This is a genomic window from Kordia aestuariivivens (assembly GCF_014397005.1).
Classification (GTDB): Bacteria; Bacteroidota; Bacteroidia; order Flavobacteriales; family Flavobacteriaceae; genus Kordia; species Kordia aestuariivivens.
The window spans coordinates 154,065-170,102 of record NZ_JACGWS010000012.1; the positions used below are offsets into that span (position 1 = coordinate 154,065).

Genomic DNA, 16,038 nt, shown 5'->3' on the forward strand with positions numbered 1-16,038 from the left:
CAATTCATCTAAAGTTTTGTAAAGTATATTGATAAACTTTAATTTTAAGTACCTTTAAAACATCAATCAATAATAAAAACATGTACGCGCACATTGAAGCTACCGTAACGGCAATCGTTTGTTTGCTTACAGCATTCGTCATTCAACGTATTTATGACAAAGAACAAAAACGACAAGACTTACAAACCATCACTGGAATTAAATGGTTTGGCTTGGCAATTTTCGCTTGGGGAATTGGCGCATTTGTTACCTTAATTTCTACCAAATACTTTGAATTCTCTGCAAGTTCAAAATGGTTAATTTATTGGAGCGTTTTCATTTCGCTCATCAATTCGTTGTTCATTCTTTTGTCATTACCTTCTATAGAGCATCAAAAAGAACGCAATATGATTGTTCGCATTGTCGAACGTTTTTCTGTAAAAGAATTCATGATGCTATTTGGCGGAATCTTCAGCATGATCGCTTTTGTTTTCATTGCAACTTCGTACAACAATCAAGAAATTAGCAACACGTTTATTTGGTTGATAGACATTCCTATTTCACTTGTGGTCGCACTGGCTTTATTATATGAATTGAACAAAGCATTTTCCAATAGAAATATGAAATTCATGTATTTGCCTTGTTTTTCATTATTTATTTTGATCGTAATTGCGGTTTCACACAGAATCATTCCGTATGAAATGGTACAAGAATATATAAGCTTATCCAATTGGAGTTTACTAGGAATCATTACGGCATTATCGTTTAAATTCATCTTCATCTTACTCTTTTCTATTCTTTTATACAGTTGGAAATTCCTCTCAGAGAAAGAACAACAACAATCTGAATTTGTATTGCTTGAAGCGGAACGGAATGCATTGCGTTTGGAAAATGAAAAATTGAAAACCGCGAATGAAAGTCATATTGACACCATTCAATCCATCACCAAAAAATTAAATCAAAAGAAAAAGAAAGTTGCCAAGCTGCAAGAAGCATCAAAAATTATTTTATCTGATCGACAAAAAGAAGTATTGGCAAACTTAGGATTGTGCGGTGCAAAAAAATCATACACAGAAATCGCCGAAGCCATGCACATAAGCGTTGATGGTTTTCAGGCGCACATCTATCAAATCAAAAAAATACTCAACATTAGCGGTTCTGCTGGAAAAGAACAACTCATTGCGTATGCCACAGAAAATGACTTACTTCAATATGCTACAATTGAGTGTGATTAAGTACATACTTAACCATTGTCAACACTAGAAACAGCAATGCGTAACCTTTTATAACTTTAGGATACTTTTCATCTTCGTGCCAATCAAACAAACGAACAGATGAAATCAGTACGATTATGTTACCTAAGTTTCTTACTTCCTTTTTTAGCGAATGCGCAAGACGAATTACCATCGTTAGATGCACGGATCAATGAAAATTTCCGAAACGCTACAAGTTGGTTTACCGATGCCATTTTTGCAGAAATACCAATCACAGATGAAGTCGGAATTCCATGGGTTTTAATCGTACTGATTATTGGTGCAACGTATTTTACAACGTACTTTAAACTCATCAACATTCGCGGATTTTTCACCGCGATTAAAGTAGTTAGAGGAAATTATGACGATTTAGAAGACGATCACATCGTTGAGGTTTCTGATTCAGTTCATACCACCGAAAATAACGACAATCCTGATACCATTCGTATTGAAGGAAATCATGGTGAAGTATCACACTTTCAAGCACTCACAGCAGCTTTATCGGCAACTGTCGGACTCGGAAATATTGCAGGTGTTGCGATTGCGTTGTCTATTGGCGGACCTGGCGCTACCTTTTGGATGATTCTCGTCGGATTCTTAGGAATGGCGTCCAAATTTGTAGAATGTACACTTGGTGTAAAATATCGCGAAGTAGACGAAAATGGCGTTGTATATGGCGGACCCATGTATTATTTAAGCAAAGGATTGCGTGAAAAAGGTTTGCAACGTTTTGGGAAAATTTTAGCCGTAGTATTCGCAATTATGTGTATTGGTGGATCGTTTGGTGGCGGAAATATGTTTCAGGTAAATCAGGCATTTCAGTTATTTCAATACGTAACTGGCGGCGAAGAAAGTATATTCTTCGGAAAAGGTTGGTTGTTCGGATTGATCATGGCAATTTTCGTCGGCATCGTGATTATTGGCGGCATTAAAAAAATAGCAAAAGTCACAGATAAAGTTGTTCCAATCATGGTTGCGGTGTATGTCCTTGCTATTTTGGTTATTCTCGGAATCAATTACCAAAGCATTCCTGCGGCGTTTGGTGAAATATTTAATGGTGCTTTTAGTTATGAAGGTGTTGCTGGCGGATTCATTGGCGTATTAATTCAAGGATTCAAACGTGCGGCATTTTCCAACGAAGCTGGAATTGGTTCATCGTCTATTGCGCATGCGGCTGTAAAAACAAAATATGCGGCAAGTGAAGGTTTAGTTGCTTTACTAGAGCCATTTATTGATACGGTTGTCGTTTGTACCATGACAGCACTCGTTTTGATCATTACAGGGCAAATTACTGCGGGAAATGAAGTTTCCTTTGAGCAAGGAGCTATCCTAACTTCCAATGCACTAGAAAGCGGTATTTCGTGGTTTCCATACCTATTAACCGTTGCTGTGATTCTATTTGCGTTCTCTTCTATGATTTCGTGGTCGTATTATGGACATCAAGCGTGGTCGTACTTATTTGGACGAAGTAAAAAAGCGGAATATACCTATAAAACCATCTTTTGCATGTTTGTTATCATTGGCGCGGCGGCAAGTTTACAAGCCGTTGTAGATTTCGCAGACGCAATGGTTTTTTCAATGTTAGTTCCAAATATGATCGGATTGTATCTATTAGCGCCAAAAGTGAAAGAAGAATTAAAGCGTTATAAAAAAGCGATTCAAAAGAAAGAAACGTCTACTGAATAGGAGTTGCGGATTGCGCATTGTCAATAATACGCTCAAAAAATTCCTCATCGGATGGGCTTGGCGCGCTATTCACGATAATCTTATGATGCTTGTCAAAAACTACATATCTAGGAATTTGATGAACTTCAAGTACTTTGGCTAAAGATGATTTTTTTCCTTTTAGTAATAAATATGAATTTCTAAAATGTAAAAACTCATTTAATTGTTCACCTTTTTTTAACCATTTTTCACGATCAGAATCAATAGAAAGATAAATCCATTCTACATTATTTTCCACCGACAAACGATCTTTAAATGGTTTGCTTTCCTGAATTTGGTTGATACATGGTGGACACCAACTCGCCCAAAAATCAACTACTTTAATTCGTTTGTTGGATCGATTAAAAATGTCGCGTAAGGTAATCGTATCACCTACATGATTGATCATTTTTGAATTTAAAGCGCTTTCAGAGAGTTTGAAATCGTAGGTGAGAATGTCATTTTTAATTTCTTGCATTTTCTTTCTGTATGATTTCTTATCAGCAATTGTTTTACTATATTCATCAATAAGATTGAGCATGTATTTTCGGTTTTCATCGCTATATGTAAATCCTTTACTGTAATAATCTCTAATCATTCTGCCGATGGCATACTCTTTTAAATCTCCTTCTAGATTCTTATCAATATATGTTTTTTCAGCGATTAATTTTTCTTTGGAATAGGCTGGGTAATCAGAAGTTTCGAAGTAATTACGTATGAAAGCATTAATGTTATTTTTAAAAAAGTGACTATGACGCAATGCTTTTGAATCTTTAAACTTTTCAATTTTCATATTGTCTAAATATGAAGTCAAATCAAAAATCACTTCTTTGGTTGAATATTCTTTTTGCGCAAGGTTTTTCAAACAGTCAGCTTCATTAAAGTAAATGTCTAGTGTTGTTGCTTTTACATTTCGTGGATTGATGAGGTTGTTGTAGTATTCAAATTCTAAATGTTCATTAAGCACATCTAGAAACTCTTTGGAAAGCGCATGTATAGCTTTGTAATTTGCAACAAATTTCTTCTTCTGTTCATATATAGATTTAATTTCTTCTTTATATAAAAAAAGATCCCCTGCATAAGGAGATTTTGAATAACGTGGAGTTTGTGCGTCTAGTTCTGTAAATAAATTATTTTGTGCGGCATTTTTTCCTATAAATACTATTTTTTCATCCTTAACCTCAAATTGAATCGTATCATTTGGACTGATAAAAATATTTGTAGAATAACGTTTCTTATCACCACTTGGAGAGAACTCCATTAATAAAGGTTCGTCTATATTTTTTAAAATAATTTGGGCGTAATCATCTTGTATGCTTTTCTCAATATCTTGATGTGGTTTTCCGAAAAGGTACGCATCATTTATAAAATTTGGTCGTTTAAAAACTCCTGGATCATCTGATTTCCCAATAACTACTATGTTATTGTTTTCTGTTTCTTTGATTCTATGAGTAACTAAAGCGTTATAAGTTGGTGGCTCAAGAAATGATTCCGACTCAATATCTTGATTACTAATTGAAATTGAAGTCTTTAATTGGTCTATGGTAGCTGTTGAACTTGTCAAGTAAACAATAGCCAAGAAGGCAAATATGACTATGACAGACAACTTGTTTTGCGTTTTTTTCATTTCGAATAAAAATATGCTATTAAATGTAGGTAAATGATTTCAATTAAAATTACGGGAAGCCGTAATAGGGATGAATTTTAATAAATATTTAATACTAAGAGCGTTATTTTGCAAATGACGCTCTTAGTATTTTGGACATTAATTTCCGCCACCAGAGCAGATTTTGGCACCGCCACGACCTTCACATGCTGCGTCCATTTCATCACAGCTACTTATTGTGTGTGAAGTTTCATCGTTACACAATACCGTTGCATCTTCATCACTCAGTGATGCTTCTCCAAATCCTGCAACGATTTCTCTCATTTCTGCTCTGCTTAAGTTTTTAGTGTTTTTTAGGTTTAAAATTTTCATAATAATAAAAAGTTGATTTAATAATTGCCTACTCTGTTGATAGCTTTTCGGCTTCCGCTAATTTTGTTGTTTTATCGTCGATTAATTCTTCGATAAAGTATTTCAAATCTGATAGCTCATACATTTTAGGATATGCGTAACCATTGACAAATATGCATGGCGTAAAGGTGAATTTATGCTCAATGCACCACAAACGTTGCGATTGAAGCATTTCGTCAATGTTTTCTGAATCAGTTATATGTTGGTGTTTTTTTAACCATTTTTCATGATTGCTTGTTTCGTGAAAATCATCTAAGGCATTGAAAAAAGCTTCATCTCCAAATTTCTCATGAATATGTACTAGGTTTCTAAGTAATAGCTTGGAAGGATCTCCGCGTTTTTCCAAATTCACATTATAAATGAATCGGACTGCAATCTGTTTTTCGTGTTTTTTTAAGAAATTCCTCAACATTTTATAAGGCGCTTTGCAAAATCCGCAATACGGACTTGTCATAAAGTCAATGGTGATTTTTGCAGCTGAATTTCCAAATAGTAAGTAGGTTTGAGGTAATGCAAACTTAGGGTTTGAAAAAAGGGTGTTTTTGAAAATATGATAATTCCGTTTGAATCGATTGGCTTGAATTAATTCACTTTGTAAATGATTAATTGTAATTAATTTCCCTTTTAAATAGTGCCAACTTATAAGTAACGAAAGGAATATGAATAATTGTAAATTGTATTGAAACAGCGTTGCTTCCATTGAAAATTGAAATCCTATATAGGTTGCTACATACACAAATTCAAGGACAAAAATTCCAATGATTGAAATGCAAATTGGGCACCATTTTTTTATGATGAATTTTTGATAATATATAGAAAGTAACACTATCGGAATCGCTGCAATGAGCAATATTGATTGTGTTTGGAAGAAGAAATTGATCGTATTGGTGATTCCCGCTAAGGAAAACATCACGATTTGAAAGCTAAAAAATGTAATGCTTAAATCGCTAAAATTTACTTTTTCAAAGAGTTTCCAGACAGATGAATCTACAACTGTAGCGCAATTTTGTTTGTCTGTTGTACCACAAAAAGCATCGAGTATCGTAGTATGAATGTTGAATACTTTTTTGAGCGCAAAAATTGAAAGCACACATCCGACAAGTGGAAAACTAAAAAATAATAGCTGTTGGAAACTTGAAAAAAGTGGTTTTAAAAGTAAGATTAAGGAAAGGAGACAACATATTATTAAATACTGATGAAATGTAAATTTGTTACGCTCTTGTTGATTTTCAACACTACTTTCAACCAAAAAAATAATGCCTTTCCATTTTTCTAATAAGGAAGCTTTAGAAATTGTAATTGCTTTTGAATTTTGATAAATAGTATAGGAGTGATTTGCCGTTTGAGTTTCTACAAAAGCTAACGAATCATCATTGTTACCTTTGAGTTTTGTCATGAAAATAGGAGGTAATGAAGTAATCTCAGCTGCATTCACGTGTAAAGCACCATTCGTAATATTAAAGAAACTTAAAGTGTCACTTACAGCCAACAAAGAAGGATATGCTGGATGCGATTCATATTGAATGGCAAACTCTTTTTCGTTGATAAAAACATTTAGTTTCTTCAAATACAAGAACAGTATTTTAAAATTAGTCATTTAATTCGTTACTTAATTGAAGTCTAAAATAATAAGTAGATTGAGATAAATCTTACGTAAAACCGTAAAACGGGAAAAATAATTAGAAATGAGGATGGAACTTGTAGTTACTTTTAAGGAGGTTTTGTATCTGATTCACAGATAGATACCTAAGTTTTTGAAAATAAATTTTAATTTTATTCCACAAAATGCATCTTTTTAACGCGATCTCCGTCTTCTGTATGAACTTTAAATTTATAAAATGATGGAAACTGATAAAAACTGTACCTGTAATTGTACAAACTGTAAAGATGGACAATGCACTCAATGTACTTGCGAAAATTGTACCTGTACAAATTGTAATTGTTAAGTAAATAAAGAAAAATAGATTGTCTTTAAAAGATCAAAGTATTAATTTCACAAAAGTTATTGCTATCTTTCTAAGACAATCTTAGTTTCTAAACAAAGAAAAATATGACCACTACGGAACTTTGGGAAACCTACGCAAATGATGTAAAGCGCTTGATTATGAGTAAGGTGAAAGATGCGCAAATTACTGATGATTTGGTACAAGAAGTATTCATCAAAGTACATACAAAACATTCGACAATAGAAGATGCGCAGAAAGTGAAATCTTGGTTGTTAAGCGTGAGTAGAAACACCGTATTGGATTATTTCCGAAAATCAACTAAAGAAGTTCCATTAGCGGATGATGCAGTTATTGAAAGTGATGAAAATTATACACATTCTGAAAAAGATTGCTTGCCAGGCATTATCAAAAACTTGCCACAGAAATATAGAAATCCATTGTTATTGTCAGATATCAAAGGCATGAAACAAGCAGCGATTGCTTCTCAATTAAAATTACCATTGGCAACTGTAAAATCACAAATACAACGCGGACGAAAACTCATTGTGCAAGGCTACATGGATTGTTGCGATTACAAACTTAACGACAAAGGATTCTTAATTGGTGAAATTAAAGATAAGAAACAATGTAAAGTCTGTAATTAGACGCGCTTTGCTGTTGGACTTGTTCCCGCGTAGGTGGGAATCTCTTGGATCGTTTCGCTTTTGGATCGCTTCGCTTTTGGATCGCTTCGCTCTTGGATCGCTTCGCTCTTGGATCGCTTCGCTTTTGGATCGTTTCGCTTTGCTTCTTAATTACTGATTCGTCACTTCGAGTGAAATTCTGAAAGAATTTTGTATCGAGAAGTGCTTATCATTTTCAAAATTATTTTTGATATAATCAAACACCAAAAAATGAACACATTTTTATACTATTTCATTCCGATATTCTTTATTGGGTACTTTTTTATTGCTTTCATTTTGAAAAGCATCATGACTTCTAAAAAAATAGGAAAGTCAGCAATGGTAATCCCTAAAGACGATTCTGCGTATGGTGTTATCGGGAAATATTTCGGAGCTACAATTTTAGCGATATTCTTTTACATCATATTCATGATGTTTCAGAAAAATGCTTTGGATTCTTTTTTTGACTACACTTTCGTGAAATATCTCGGAATTATTTCATGTTTAATTTCGTTACTAATAACCGTGATTGCACAATACCAAATGAAATATTCTTGGCGTATTGGGATTGATTTGGATGAAAAAACAATCTTAATTACGTCGGGATTGTTTGGCTTCTCGCGCAATCCAATATTTCTAGGAATGTTGTTGAGTTTACTAGGTTTGTTTTTAATGCAACCGAATTATATAACGTTATTTTTCTTCATCATTGCATACATCTTAATTCAAATTCAAGTCCGATTGGAAGAAGAATATCTACAAAAGATTCATCAACAAAAATATCAAACCTATAAAAATAACGTAGGACGATTTTTTACTCTATAACCGTTCCGATTTCGTCAATACTAGAAACAGATTCATTCGTATCGCGTAATAAGGTTTCTACCTTGGTAATTTTATAAATTACATACAATGCTAAAACAATTCCGACAACATCAATAACATCAGAAATAATAGCATACGCATTGGCGTCAACAAACGAAGCAATGTCAAAAGCATTGTCATACTTTCTGCTAGAATAACTAGAGAACATATTATTAAAAATCATAAAAATCCACCAAATGACAATAAAGGAAGTATCTGTATCTACTTTTAAATTAGAATTATATTCTCTAATGGCATATTGAGTTTTTAAATAAATTTCCTTCGCTGTCGTAATCGGGCGATACAAACTTACAATAGGAATAAAAAATCCCCATGCAGAACCATTTTCACTATATTCCATAGGTTGATGCTTTCGGATCAAATTTCCATACGCTCTCTTAAACCAACGGACAAAAAACACAATAGAAACTATATGTATTACAAATTGTACAATGCGCATTACAGGAACAACAATATCTAACAATTCAATTGTAGACATATTTGTTGGGTCTTCCTCATAGCTTTGGAGTACATAACTTTGATAAATAATGAGTAAAATAGCAATGATATCAATAGCAATAAACGTATAAAAAACCATCGTAATGTCTTTACTACGTTGCGAATTATCTTTAATTTCTTCTTCCATAAATTTTAGTAATACAAGTCAGATATATTTTTTAACAATCAATCTTTTGATTTTTGCGATGTCATATTGAACGCATTCGAATTGTTGGGAGAGCCGCAAAGAAAATGAAAATAAAGTTTTTAAAGCAATATTATTGATTGAAATTTCATTTATCAAAGTAAGATTAAAGATCTAAGGAAGTATAAGAACAAAGCGATCCATGAGATTCCTGCCTACGCGGGAACGAGTCTATTTAATAATTGTGTGCGGATAGCCTTCCAATGTCCAATCAATAACCAATCCGCCAGCGAGACTTTTGGCAATTTCTTTTCCATATAAATATTCACACAAATACAAAGCAGCTTCAAACGATTTTGCACCGCCAGCAGATGTAATAAATTTTCCATCATGAACAAATAGTGTATTGTCTCTAATATCTAAATTTGGAAACATTTCGCGCATCTTCTTAATATCGCTCGGAAACGTTGTAGAAGCTACATTATCAAGCAATCCAGCTTTAGCCAATACGAATGCTCCATCACAATGCGACGTAACAAATTCCGCATCTTTGGCTACTTTTTGTACAAACGCAATCATTTTTGCATCGTCTAAATCTGTATCTAAATGGTGTTCGGCACTTGGCACGACTAAAATATCAATCTTGGGTAAACTATCTTTCAAATAATTAAAATCGGGAAGAATTCGCATGCCTTCAAACGTAGTCACAGCTCCATCTGTATTTGCCACTGTAAACACATTCATTGCTTTAATATTCTCACGGAAAATAGTATGCTGAAAAATATCAAACGGCGCAGTTAATTCGGTATTAAATACACCATCCATAATTAAAAAACCAACATTATAACGATTTGGTTCAAGCTTAGGGAATTGTTTTGTTTGGACATTTGATAGAGTATCTTTCTTATCTGCGTTTACGCTGAGCGAAGCTGAAGCGTCATTTTTTTTGGTCGAAGCATTATCTTGACAACCTATAGTAACTAGTGCAAACGTTAAAAGTATTACGATTTTTCTCATTGCGATATGATAGCGATTATAATTTTGTAAATTTAGGCATTCAAAATTAACTACTACAATGATAAAATCCTTTTTTAGACTAACCTTACTATTACTACTTTTAGTCACAGCTTGTAAAGATCAAAAAACGATCAAAGCTGAAGCTGCTGAAGCAGAAAAAACATATGTGCAAGATAACTATGATAAACAAGAAGTTACCATAGAAATGCGTGACGGAATCAAGTTGCACACCACTATTTATTCTCCCAAAGATAAAAGTAAAAAATACCCAATATTAATGAAGCGTACGCCGTATAGTTCTAGACCGTACGGAAAAGATGAATATGCTACTAAAATTGCTCCAAACGTTCATTTAATGAAAGAAGGAAACATCGTTGTATATCAAGATGTGCGTGGTCGTTGGATGAGCGAAGGTGTGTATGATAACATGCGCGCGTACATACCAAACAAAACAGATAACACACAAATTGATGAATCTTCAGATACGTATGACACCATAGATTGGCTCATAAAAAATGTTGAAAATAATAATGGTAATGTAGGGATTTGGGGAATTTCGTATCCTGGTTTTTACGCTACGTATGCTACGATTGATGCGCATCCAGCGTTGAAAGCATCTTCGCCACAAGCATGTATTGGCGATTTCTTTTTTGATGATTTCCATCACAATGGCGCTTTTTTATTGAGTTACTTTAGAGCAGTTTCTTTATTTGGAACGATGAAAGATGTCCCGAAAGATTCTGCGTGGTACAAATTGCCCGACTTAGGCACTAAAGATCAATATCAATTCTTTTTAGATGCAGGACCACTGAGCAATTTGAATAGTTATTTTGAATATGAAAAGTTAGATAATGTATTAACGTCTAAATCTGATAAGATTGATGATGTTTTTTGGAAAGAAATCATCGATCATCCAAACTATGATAGTGTTTGGAAACCCAAAGGAATTATTCAGAATTTAAAAAATATAAAATCATCTGTAGCTACGATGGTCGTTGGTGGTTTTTTTGATGCGGAAGATTTATATGGACCTTTAGAAACATATAAAGCGATTGAAAAAAATAATCCAAATAACTATAACACACTTGTTTTTGGACCTTGGGATCACGGAAGATGGGCGAGAAGTAAGGTAGAAAATTTTGTTGGAAATTATTATTTTGGCGATTCTATTTCGTTAAACTTTCAGCGTGATGTAGAAACAAAATTCTTTAATCATTTCCTAAAAGGTGATGGAAGTAAAAATTCTGGTTTGCCAGAAGCGTATGTTTTTGATTCAGGAAAGAAAGAATGGAGCAGTTATGATACTTGGCCACCAGCAAATATTGCGAAAGAAGAACTATTCTTAAACGCGAATCAAGAATTATCAAACACTAAAAAAGGTGATTCAAAAGAAGTATTTATCAGTGATTTAAAACGTCCTGTGCCATATTCAGAAGATATTAAAACGGTATTTACACCACGAAAATATATGACCGACGATCAACGTTTTGCGGCACGTCGCCCAGATGTAGTTATTTTTGAAACAGAAGTCTTGACAGAAGATTTTACCCTTGCGGGAGATATTATGGCAAAGCTAAAAGTTGCTACTACTGGAACTGATGCCGATTGGATTGTAAAAGTTATTGATGTGCATCCACATGATACGCCAGAACAAGAAAGTGGCATGCAAGATCATTTAAAATTGAGTAATTATCATTTAATGGTTCGTAGTGAAGTAATGCGTGGGCGTTTCCGTAATAGTTTCGAAAATCCGGAACCATTTGTGCCAAACGAAAAAACTGCCGTAAATATCCAGTTACAAGATGTCTATCATACGTTTAAGAAAGGACACAAATTACAGATCCAAGTGCAAAGTACATGGTTTCCACTCATCGATTTGAATCCGCAAACCTTTGTGCCAAACATTTACAAAGCCAAAGAAGAAGATTTTAAAAACCAAACACATACGATTTTCAATGATTCGAGTATTGAGTTTTCAGTGTTGAAATAGTCTTCGAGAACCTCAGACTACGCTCTTTGACTGTTAGATCACTAGAAAACGTCTTTGCGAGGAGTTTCGACGAAGCAATCTGTTACTTACTTGACGCTAGTGAAAACTGAAAACTGAAAACTGTCAACTGAACACTGAATATAGACAACTTAAGAAATCCGCCACGGCGGATTTTTTCTGTTTTCACCAGCTTTGAAAAGAATCAATTTGTTTCCGTCCAAATCGTATAAATGTGCTTCGCGCCATTTCCAAAATTTGTCTTCTGGTAAACTCGTAAATTCAATTCCTTTTGACTGCAATTCTTTGACGGTTTCGTCTAAATCATCATTTTCAAAATAGAGTGTAATGTTATTGCTTTCAGACATTTTTTCTACATGATGAATAGAAAAAGTGGCATCGCCATCAGGGCATTCAAATCGAACATACTTAGTAGGTACATCTACAATGAGACGCAATCCTAGTGTTGTGTAAAATTCGGTTGCCTTTGCAACATCTGTGGACGAAATTGTAACTTGATTCAAATTCATATTATAATCCTTTTTTAGTTCGGTTGTGTAACCAGATTGATAATAACATCGCAATAATTCCATACGTTCCTGTCACAAACCAATTGACTTGATGTCCAAAGTTTGCTACAATTTCCAGTCCAGTTTTAGAACTGAAAATATGTGCTAGCGAAAAAGCCATCGCGTATAGCGCCATATAGCTTCCTTCATGACCTTCTTTTGCTCTTTTGAGGGCGTATGCATTTGTATATGGAAAACCAATCATTTCACCAATCGTTATAATCACAATACAAACAATGAGCATTCCTACCCAAACATTATATAGTAATACATAAAAACTCAGTCCAAATAATAAAGAGCCTACGATGATGAGTTTTGTGGTTGAAATATTGCGCTGTTCTAAGTAATTAATAAACGGCATTTCAAAAACTACAATGATAGCAACGTTGATAAACATAATGAGTCCTGTATCAAATTCGGTCAAGCCGAATTGATCATTTTGATAAATCGGCATTGTGATGATCAATTGGAAAAATGCCATTCCCATAAAGAAACAAATCGCAATGAAAACCCAGTAACTTTTATCTTTGTACGCAGCATATTTCTCTTTGATAATAGCGGGTTTACTTTTATCAACTGCTGGTCTTTTTTGTTCTTTCACTAAAAAGGTGAAAAAGATAATAGCAATGATACACGTAACACCATCAATCCAAAATAGCATATCATATCCTTTTGACACGATAATCAATCCAGCCAATGTGGGACCAATTCCCATTCCTAAGTTAATAGCTAAACGAATCAGCGCCAACGAACGCGTTTGATTTTCAGGTTTACTATACGCTTTCAGCGAAACAAAAATTGCGGGACGAAACATGTCGGCAATTGTCATAATTCCTAAAATCGCAAAGCACAATCCCCAAAATGAAGTTACGTACTGCAAGCCTATAAACCCAAATCCTGTAATGAAGAGACTGAAAATCATGATTTTATAAAACCCAATTTTGTCTACTAATTTTCCTCCTAAAAAAGATCCTAATAACGAACCAATCCCGAAAAAAATAAGAATTGAACCTGCGTCACTTTCGCTGAAATCTAATTCTTTGGTTAAATACAATGATAAAAACGGAATCACCATCGTTCCGGCTCTATTCACAAGTGAAATTAAAGCGAGATACCATATTTCTTTTGATAATCCTTTAAATGAATCAATGTAATTGCTGTACATTTTTTTCATGATTCGTGTTTTTGGTTGGTTATTTTTAAAACTGACTCCGCTCTTCAACGGAGTTAGCTCAACTTACAATATTGAGTGCGCCGTAATTGGCTTCTCAATATGGAGTTTCACTAAAATAAAAAAGTCCGACTGCGAAGTCGGACTTTTTAAATTGTTATATGTGATAGTGATATCAACACAATAAATAAATGCCCAAACTTCTTTTCCAAGAGGTTCTTTGTACATAGGTATTTACTGTGAAAATTCTCATTTTTGTCGTATTTGAATTCAAAACTACATAAAAAATGTACACAAAAACTAAAAATCTTTAAATTTTTGAGGACAAGCTGTGTTTATGAATGTTGATTTACGAAACTTTTGGTTTAAGTTTTCTAAGAAATTTTATACTCAAATAATATATCTATTAATGAAAAAAGACAGCAACTAATATTTTAATTAGTTACTGTCTTTCAGGCTATGTTCAATTTTGGGGTATTATGATAACTTCTAATACGTATCGTATATTCTCTAATTATAATTTAAGAGAAGAAGTTACTTTACTTTACAATCATTTTTCTAGTTTCCATTATTTTACCACCAGAAACTAAGCTATAGATAAACATTCCTTGACCTATATCACTTGAGTTTATTACGAGTTCTCCTTTTTGATTTGGCAAATCATATTCTCTGATAAACTTCCCAGACATATCAAAAATAGCGATGTTTGCTTTTGTATTACTTGGCAACGTGTAACTGATAGTTGCTTGATTGTTGAAAGGATTTGGAATGTTTTGTTCCATTGAGAAACCTACTTCATCAATAGTTCCTTTGTTTCCATCTTTAGAAATACCTTCTCCTTTGATTTCTTCTAATTCATTTCGAAGTGAAGTTACTTCTTCATTTAATTCTTGAATACTTGATGTTAATACAGAAATAAGTCCAACATAGTTTACAGCTTTGTACTCATAAGAATCAACTTCATTATTTTCTTTATCTAAAATAGGCTTGTTAATCGTAGTTACCAATTCTGGAAAAACTTGCTCAATGTTTTGCGCCAAGAATCCATGTTGTACTTCGCTTGGAAGATTTAATTGATCATTTTCTTTAAATGTATAAGTTACTGCATCTAATTGAGCTAGTTTATCTAACACATTCTTTTCACCTTTCACATTTTCTTTTAATCTTTCATCAGAAGCTGTAAATGTTCCAGTAACTACAACATTTCCATTAAAATAACCTGCATATCGGTTTGTATTTGTGGATGAACTACCATAAATAGCAGCTCCAAAACCAGTAGCAGTACTAGAAATGAATCCAGATACACCGTACATGCCTCCACTAGCCGTACCATTTACGCTTCCTCTAATAGCAGTATTTTGATACGTTCCACTTACGGTAGAATTAATACCTGTGGTACTGTAAGATGAACCACCACTTTTAACATCAATACCTGTTTTAACATATCCTGAAACATCATTGATTACTTTAATTCCCGTAAAATAGCTACCAGAAGTTGATGTGTTTTGTACAATTAATCCCGTACGTGTACTACCAGTTAAATTGCTATAATCCATACCAACTAAAGGTTCATTTGAACTTAATGGATTTCCGAAATACGTTTTACCGTCGTTTGTCATCGTTGCTACAAGTGTAGAGGCAGTAGAGGTAAAACTATCTGCGACTCTAAATTCAAAGTCAGTTCCTGCAGACGAACCAGCTCCTATCCACTGAAGTCTTGGATTTATATCACTTAAGTCTTGATAGCCCATCGTTAGAGCTCTGTTTGGCAACTGAAAACGCAAGCCATATACATTCTGGCTTCCTGTATTCAATCTACCAAAAGAAAACCATCTGCTGTTAAAGTCAAAATTTGACCCTGAGTCTAATTGTGTTACTAAACCAGGACCAAACCTAAAAGTTTCTCCTGATAATGGACTAGGAGTTGTAATTGAAGTTGCTATTGTGCCTGAAGATTCATTCTGCGCAAAGCAAATTGCTGTAATTAATAACGTAAAAATTAAGGTAACTTTTTTCATAATTTGAATTATTGATTGGTTAATATTGTTTAAAGATAATTTAAAAAAGCTAAACAAAACTACGGTAAAACCGTAAAATTTCTTCCTTATTGGCTATTTGAAATTATTTTCTGTTAAAAAAGAATGTAAAAACCTACATATACTATAAATCAGAGCGTTACATGTAAAAAAGCAACAAATTTCAGGTGTTTTGTTAGAAAAATAGAAA

13 protein-coding genes are annotated in these 16,038 nt (G+C 33.6%); 5 read left to right on the forward strand and 8 right to left on the reverse strand.

From position 1 onward, the window contains the following. The first annotated feature begins 80 nt into the window (after window positions 1-80). On the forward strand, window positions 81-1,214 hold the full coding sequence (locus H2O64_RS18220; protein WP_187563651.1) for a response regulator transcription factor: 1,134 nt from the start codon (window positions 81-83) through the stop codon (window positions 1,212-1,214). 99 nt (window positions 1,215-1,313) lie between these two features. After that, on the forward strand, window positions 1,314-2,918 hold the full coding sequence (locus H2O64_RS18225) for an alanine/glycine:cation symporter family protein (protein ID WP_187563652.1): 1,605 nt from the start codon (window positions 1,314-1,316) through the stop codon (window positions 2,916-2,918). On the opposite strand, the gene H2O64_RS18230 is transcribed toward H2O64_RS18225, so the two are convergent. The 3 genes from H2O64_RS18230 to H2O64_RS18240 form a co-directional block, all read right to left on the reverse strand. After that, window positions 2,908-4,563, reverse strand: a complete 1,656-nt coding sequence (locus H2O64_RS18230; RefSeq protein ID WP_187563653.1) for a TlpA family protein disulfide reductase — start codon at window positions 4,561-4,563, stop codon at window positions 2,908-2,910. The genes H2O64_RS18225 and H2O64_RS18230 overlap by 11 nt on opposite strands. 138 nt (window positions 4,564-4,701) lie before the next feature. Further along, complete coding sequence (locus H2O64_RS18235; protein WP_187563654.1) at window positions 4,702-4,914, reverse strand: hypothetical protein; 213 nt, start codon at window positions 4,912-4,914, stop codon at window positions 4,702-4,704. Window positions 4,915-4,942: 28 nt separating this feature from the next. Next, the gene (locus tag H2O64_RS18240; protein WP_187563655.1) at window positions 4,943-6,520 is read right to left on the reverse strand and encodes a vitamin K epoxide reductase family protein; all 1,578 of its coding nucleotides are present in this window, start codon (window positions 6,518-6,520) and stop codon (window positions 4,943-4,945) included. 483 nt (window positions 6,521-7,003) lie between these two features. Here H2O64_RS18240 and H2O64_RS18245 point away from each other — a divergent pair, with 483 nt between their 5' ends. Then, entirely contained in the window at window positions 7,004-7,543 is a 540-nt protein-coding gene (locus H2O64_RS18245; RefSeq protein WP_187563656.1) for a sigma-70 family RNA polymerase sigma factor, read from the forward strand. A 249-nt stretch (window positions 7,544-7,792) separates the two neighbouring features. Further along, on the forward strand, window positions 7,793-8,386 hold the full coding sequence (locus H2O64_RS18250; protein ID WP_187563657.1) for a methyltransferase family protein: 594 nt from the start codon (window positions 7,793-7,795) through the stop codon (window positions 8,384-8,386). On the opposite strand, the gene H2O64_RS18255 is transcribed toward H2O64_RS18250, so the two are convergent. Together H2O64_RS18255 and H2O64_RS18260 are read right to left on the reverse strand one after the other, a co-directional pair. Then, window positions 8,376-9,071, reverse strand: a complete 696-nt coding sequence (locus H2O64_RS18255) for a DUF4328 domain-containing protein (RefSeq protein WP_187563658.1) — start codon at window positions 9,069-9,071, stop codon at window positions 8,376-8,378. The genes H2O64_RS18250 and H2O64_RS18255 overlap by 11 nt on opposite strands. Window positions 9,072-9,299: 228 nt before the next feature. Then, the gene (locus H2O64_RS18260) at window positions 9,300-10,085 is read right to left on the reverse strand and encodes a DJ-1/PfpI family protein (protein ID WP_187563659.1); all 786 of its coding nucleotides are present in this window, start codon (window positions 10,083-10,085) and stop codon (window positions 9,300-9,302) included. 58 nt (window positions 10,086-10,143) lie between these two features. Between H2O64_RS18260 and H2O64_RS18265 the strand changes: the two genes are divergently transcribed. After that, window positions 10,144-12,075, forward strand: coding sequence for a CocE/NonD family hydrolase (locus H2O64_RS18265; RefSeq protein WP_187563660.1), 1,932 nt, complete (start codon window positions 10,144-10,146; stop codon window positions 12,073-12,075). A 149-nt stretch (window positions 12,076-12,224) separates the two neighbouring features. Here the strand turns inward: H2O64_RS18265 and H2O64_RS18270 are convergent, their stop codons facing one another. The 3 genes from H2O64_RS18270 to H2O64_RS18280 all read right to left on the reverse strand — a co-directional run bounded on the left by H2O64_RS18270 (window position 12,225) and on the right by H2O64_RS18280 (window position 15,830). Beyond that, complete coding sequence (locus H2O64_RS18270; protein WP_187563661.1) at window positions 12,225-12,602, reverse strand: VOC family protein; 378 nt, start codon at window positions 12,600-12,602, stop codon at window positions 12,225-12,227. Window position 12,603: 1 nt separating this feature from the next. Further along, window positions 12,604-13,815, reverse strand: a complete 1,212-nt coding sequence (locus H2O64_RS18275) for an MDR family MFS transporter (RefSeq protein ID WP_187563662.1) — start codon at window positions 13,813-13,815, stop codon at window positions 12,604-12,606. 536 nt (window positions 13,816-14,351) lie between these two features. Beyond that, window positions 14,352-15,830, reverse strand: a complete 1,479-nt coding sequence (locus tag H2O64_RS18280; protein WP_187563663.1) for a tail fiber domain-containing protein — start codon at window positions 15,828-15,830, stop codon at window positions 14,352-14,354. Window positions 15,831-16,038: the final 208 nt, after the last annotated feature.

Excerpts from the sequence above, each read along its gene's own strand:
- H2O64_RS18245 (WP_187563656.1), top strand. The coding sequence starts at position 7,004 with ATGACCACTACGGAACTTTGGGAAACCTACGCAAATGATGTAAAGCGC.
- H2O64_RS18250 (WP_187563657.1), top strand. The coding sequence starts at position 7,793 with ATGAACACATTTTTATACTATTTCATTCCGATATTCTTTATTGGGTAC.
- H2O64_RS18265 (WP_187563660.1), top strand. The coding sequence starts at position 10,144 with ATGATAAAATCCTTTTTTAGACTAACCTTACTATTACTACTTTTAGTC.
- H2O64_RS18260 (WP_187563659.1), bottom strand. The coding sequence starts at position 10,085 with ATGAGAAAAATCGTAATACTTTTAACGTTTGCACTAGTTACTATAGGT.
- H2O64_RS18230 (WP_187563653.1), bottom strand. The coding sequence starts at position 4,563 with ATGAAAAAAACGCAAAACAAGTTGTCTGTCATAGTCATATTTGCCTTC.
- H2O64_RS18255 (WP_187563658.1), bottom strand. The coding sequence starts at position 9,071 with ATGGAAGAAGAAATTAAAGATAATTCGCAACGTAGTAAAGACATTACG.
- H2O64_RS18235 (WP_187563654.1), bottom strand. The coding sequence starts at position 4,914 with ATGAAAATTTTAAACCTAAAAAACACTAAAAACTTAAGCAGAGCAGAA.
- H2O64_RS18280 (WP_187563663.1), bottom strand. The coding sequence starts at position 15,830 with ATGAAAAAAGTTACCTTAATTTTTACGTTATTAATTACAGCAATTTGC.
- H2O64_RS18225 (WP_187563652.1), top strand. The coding sequence starts at position 1,314 with ATGAAATCAGTACGATTATGTTACCTAAGTTTCTTACTTCCTTTTTTA.
- H2O64_RS18275 (WP_187563662.1), bottom strand. The coding sequence starts at position 13,815 with ATGAAAAAAATGTACAGCAATTACATTGATTCATTTAAAGGATTATCA.
- H2O64_RS18220 (WP_187563651.1), top strand. The coding sequence starts at position 81 with ATGTACGCGCACATTGAAGCTACCGTAACGGCAATCGTTTGTTTGCTT.
- H2O64_RS18270 (WP_187563661.1), bottom strand. The coding sequence starts at position 12,602 with ATGAATTTGAATCAAGTTACAATTTCGTCCACAGATGTTGCAAAGGCA.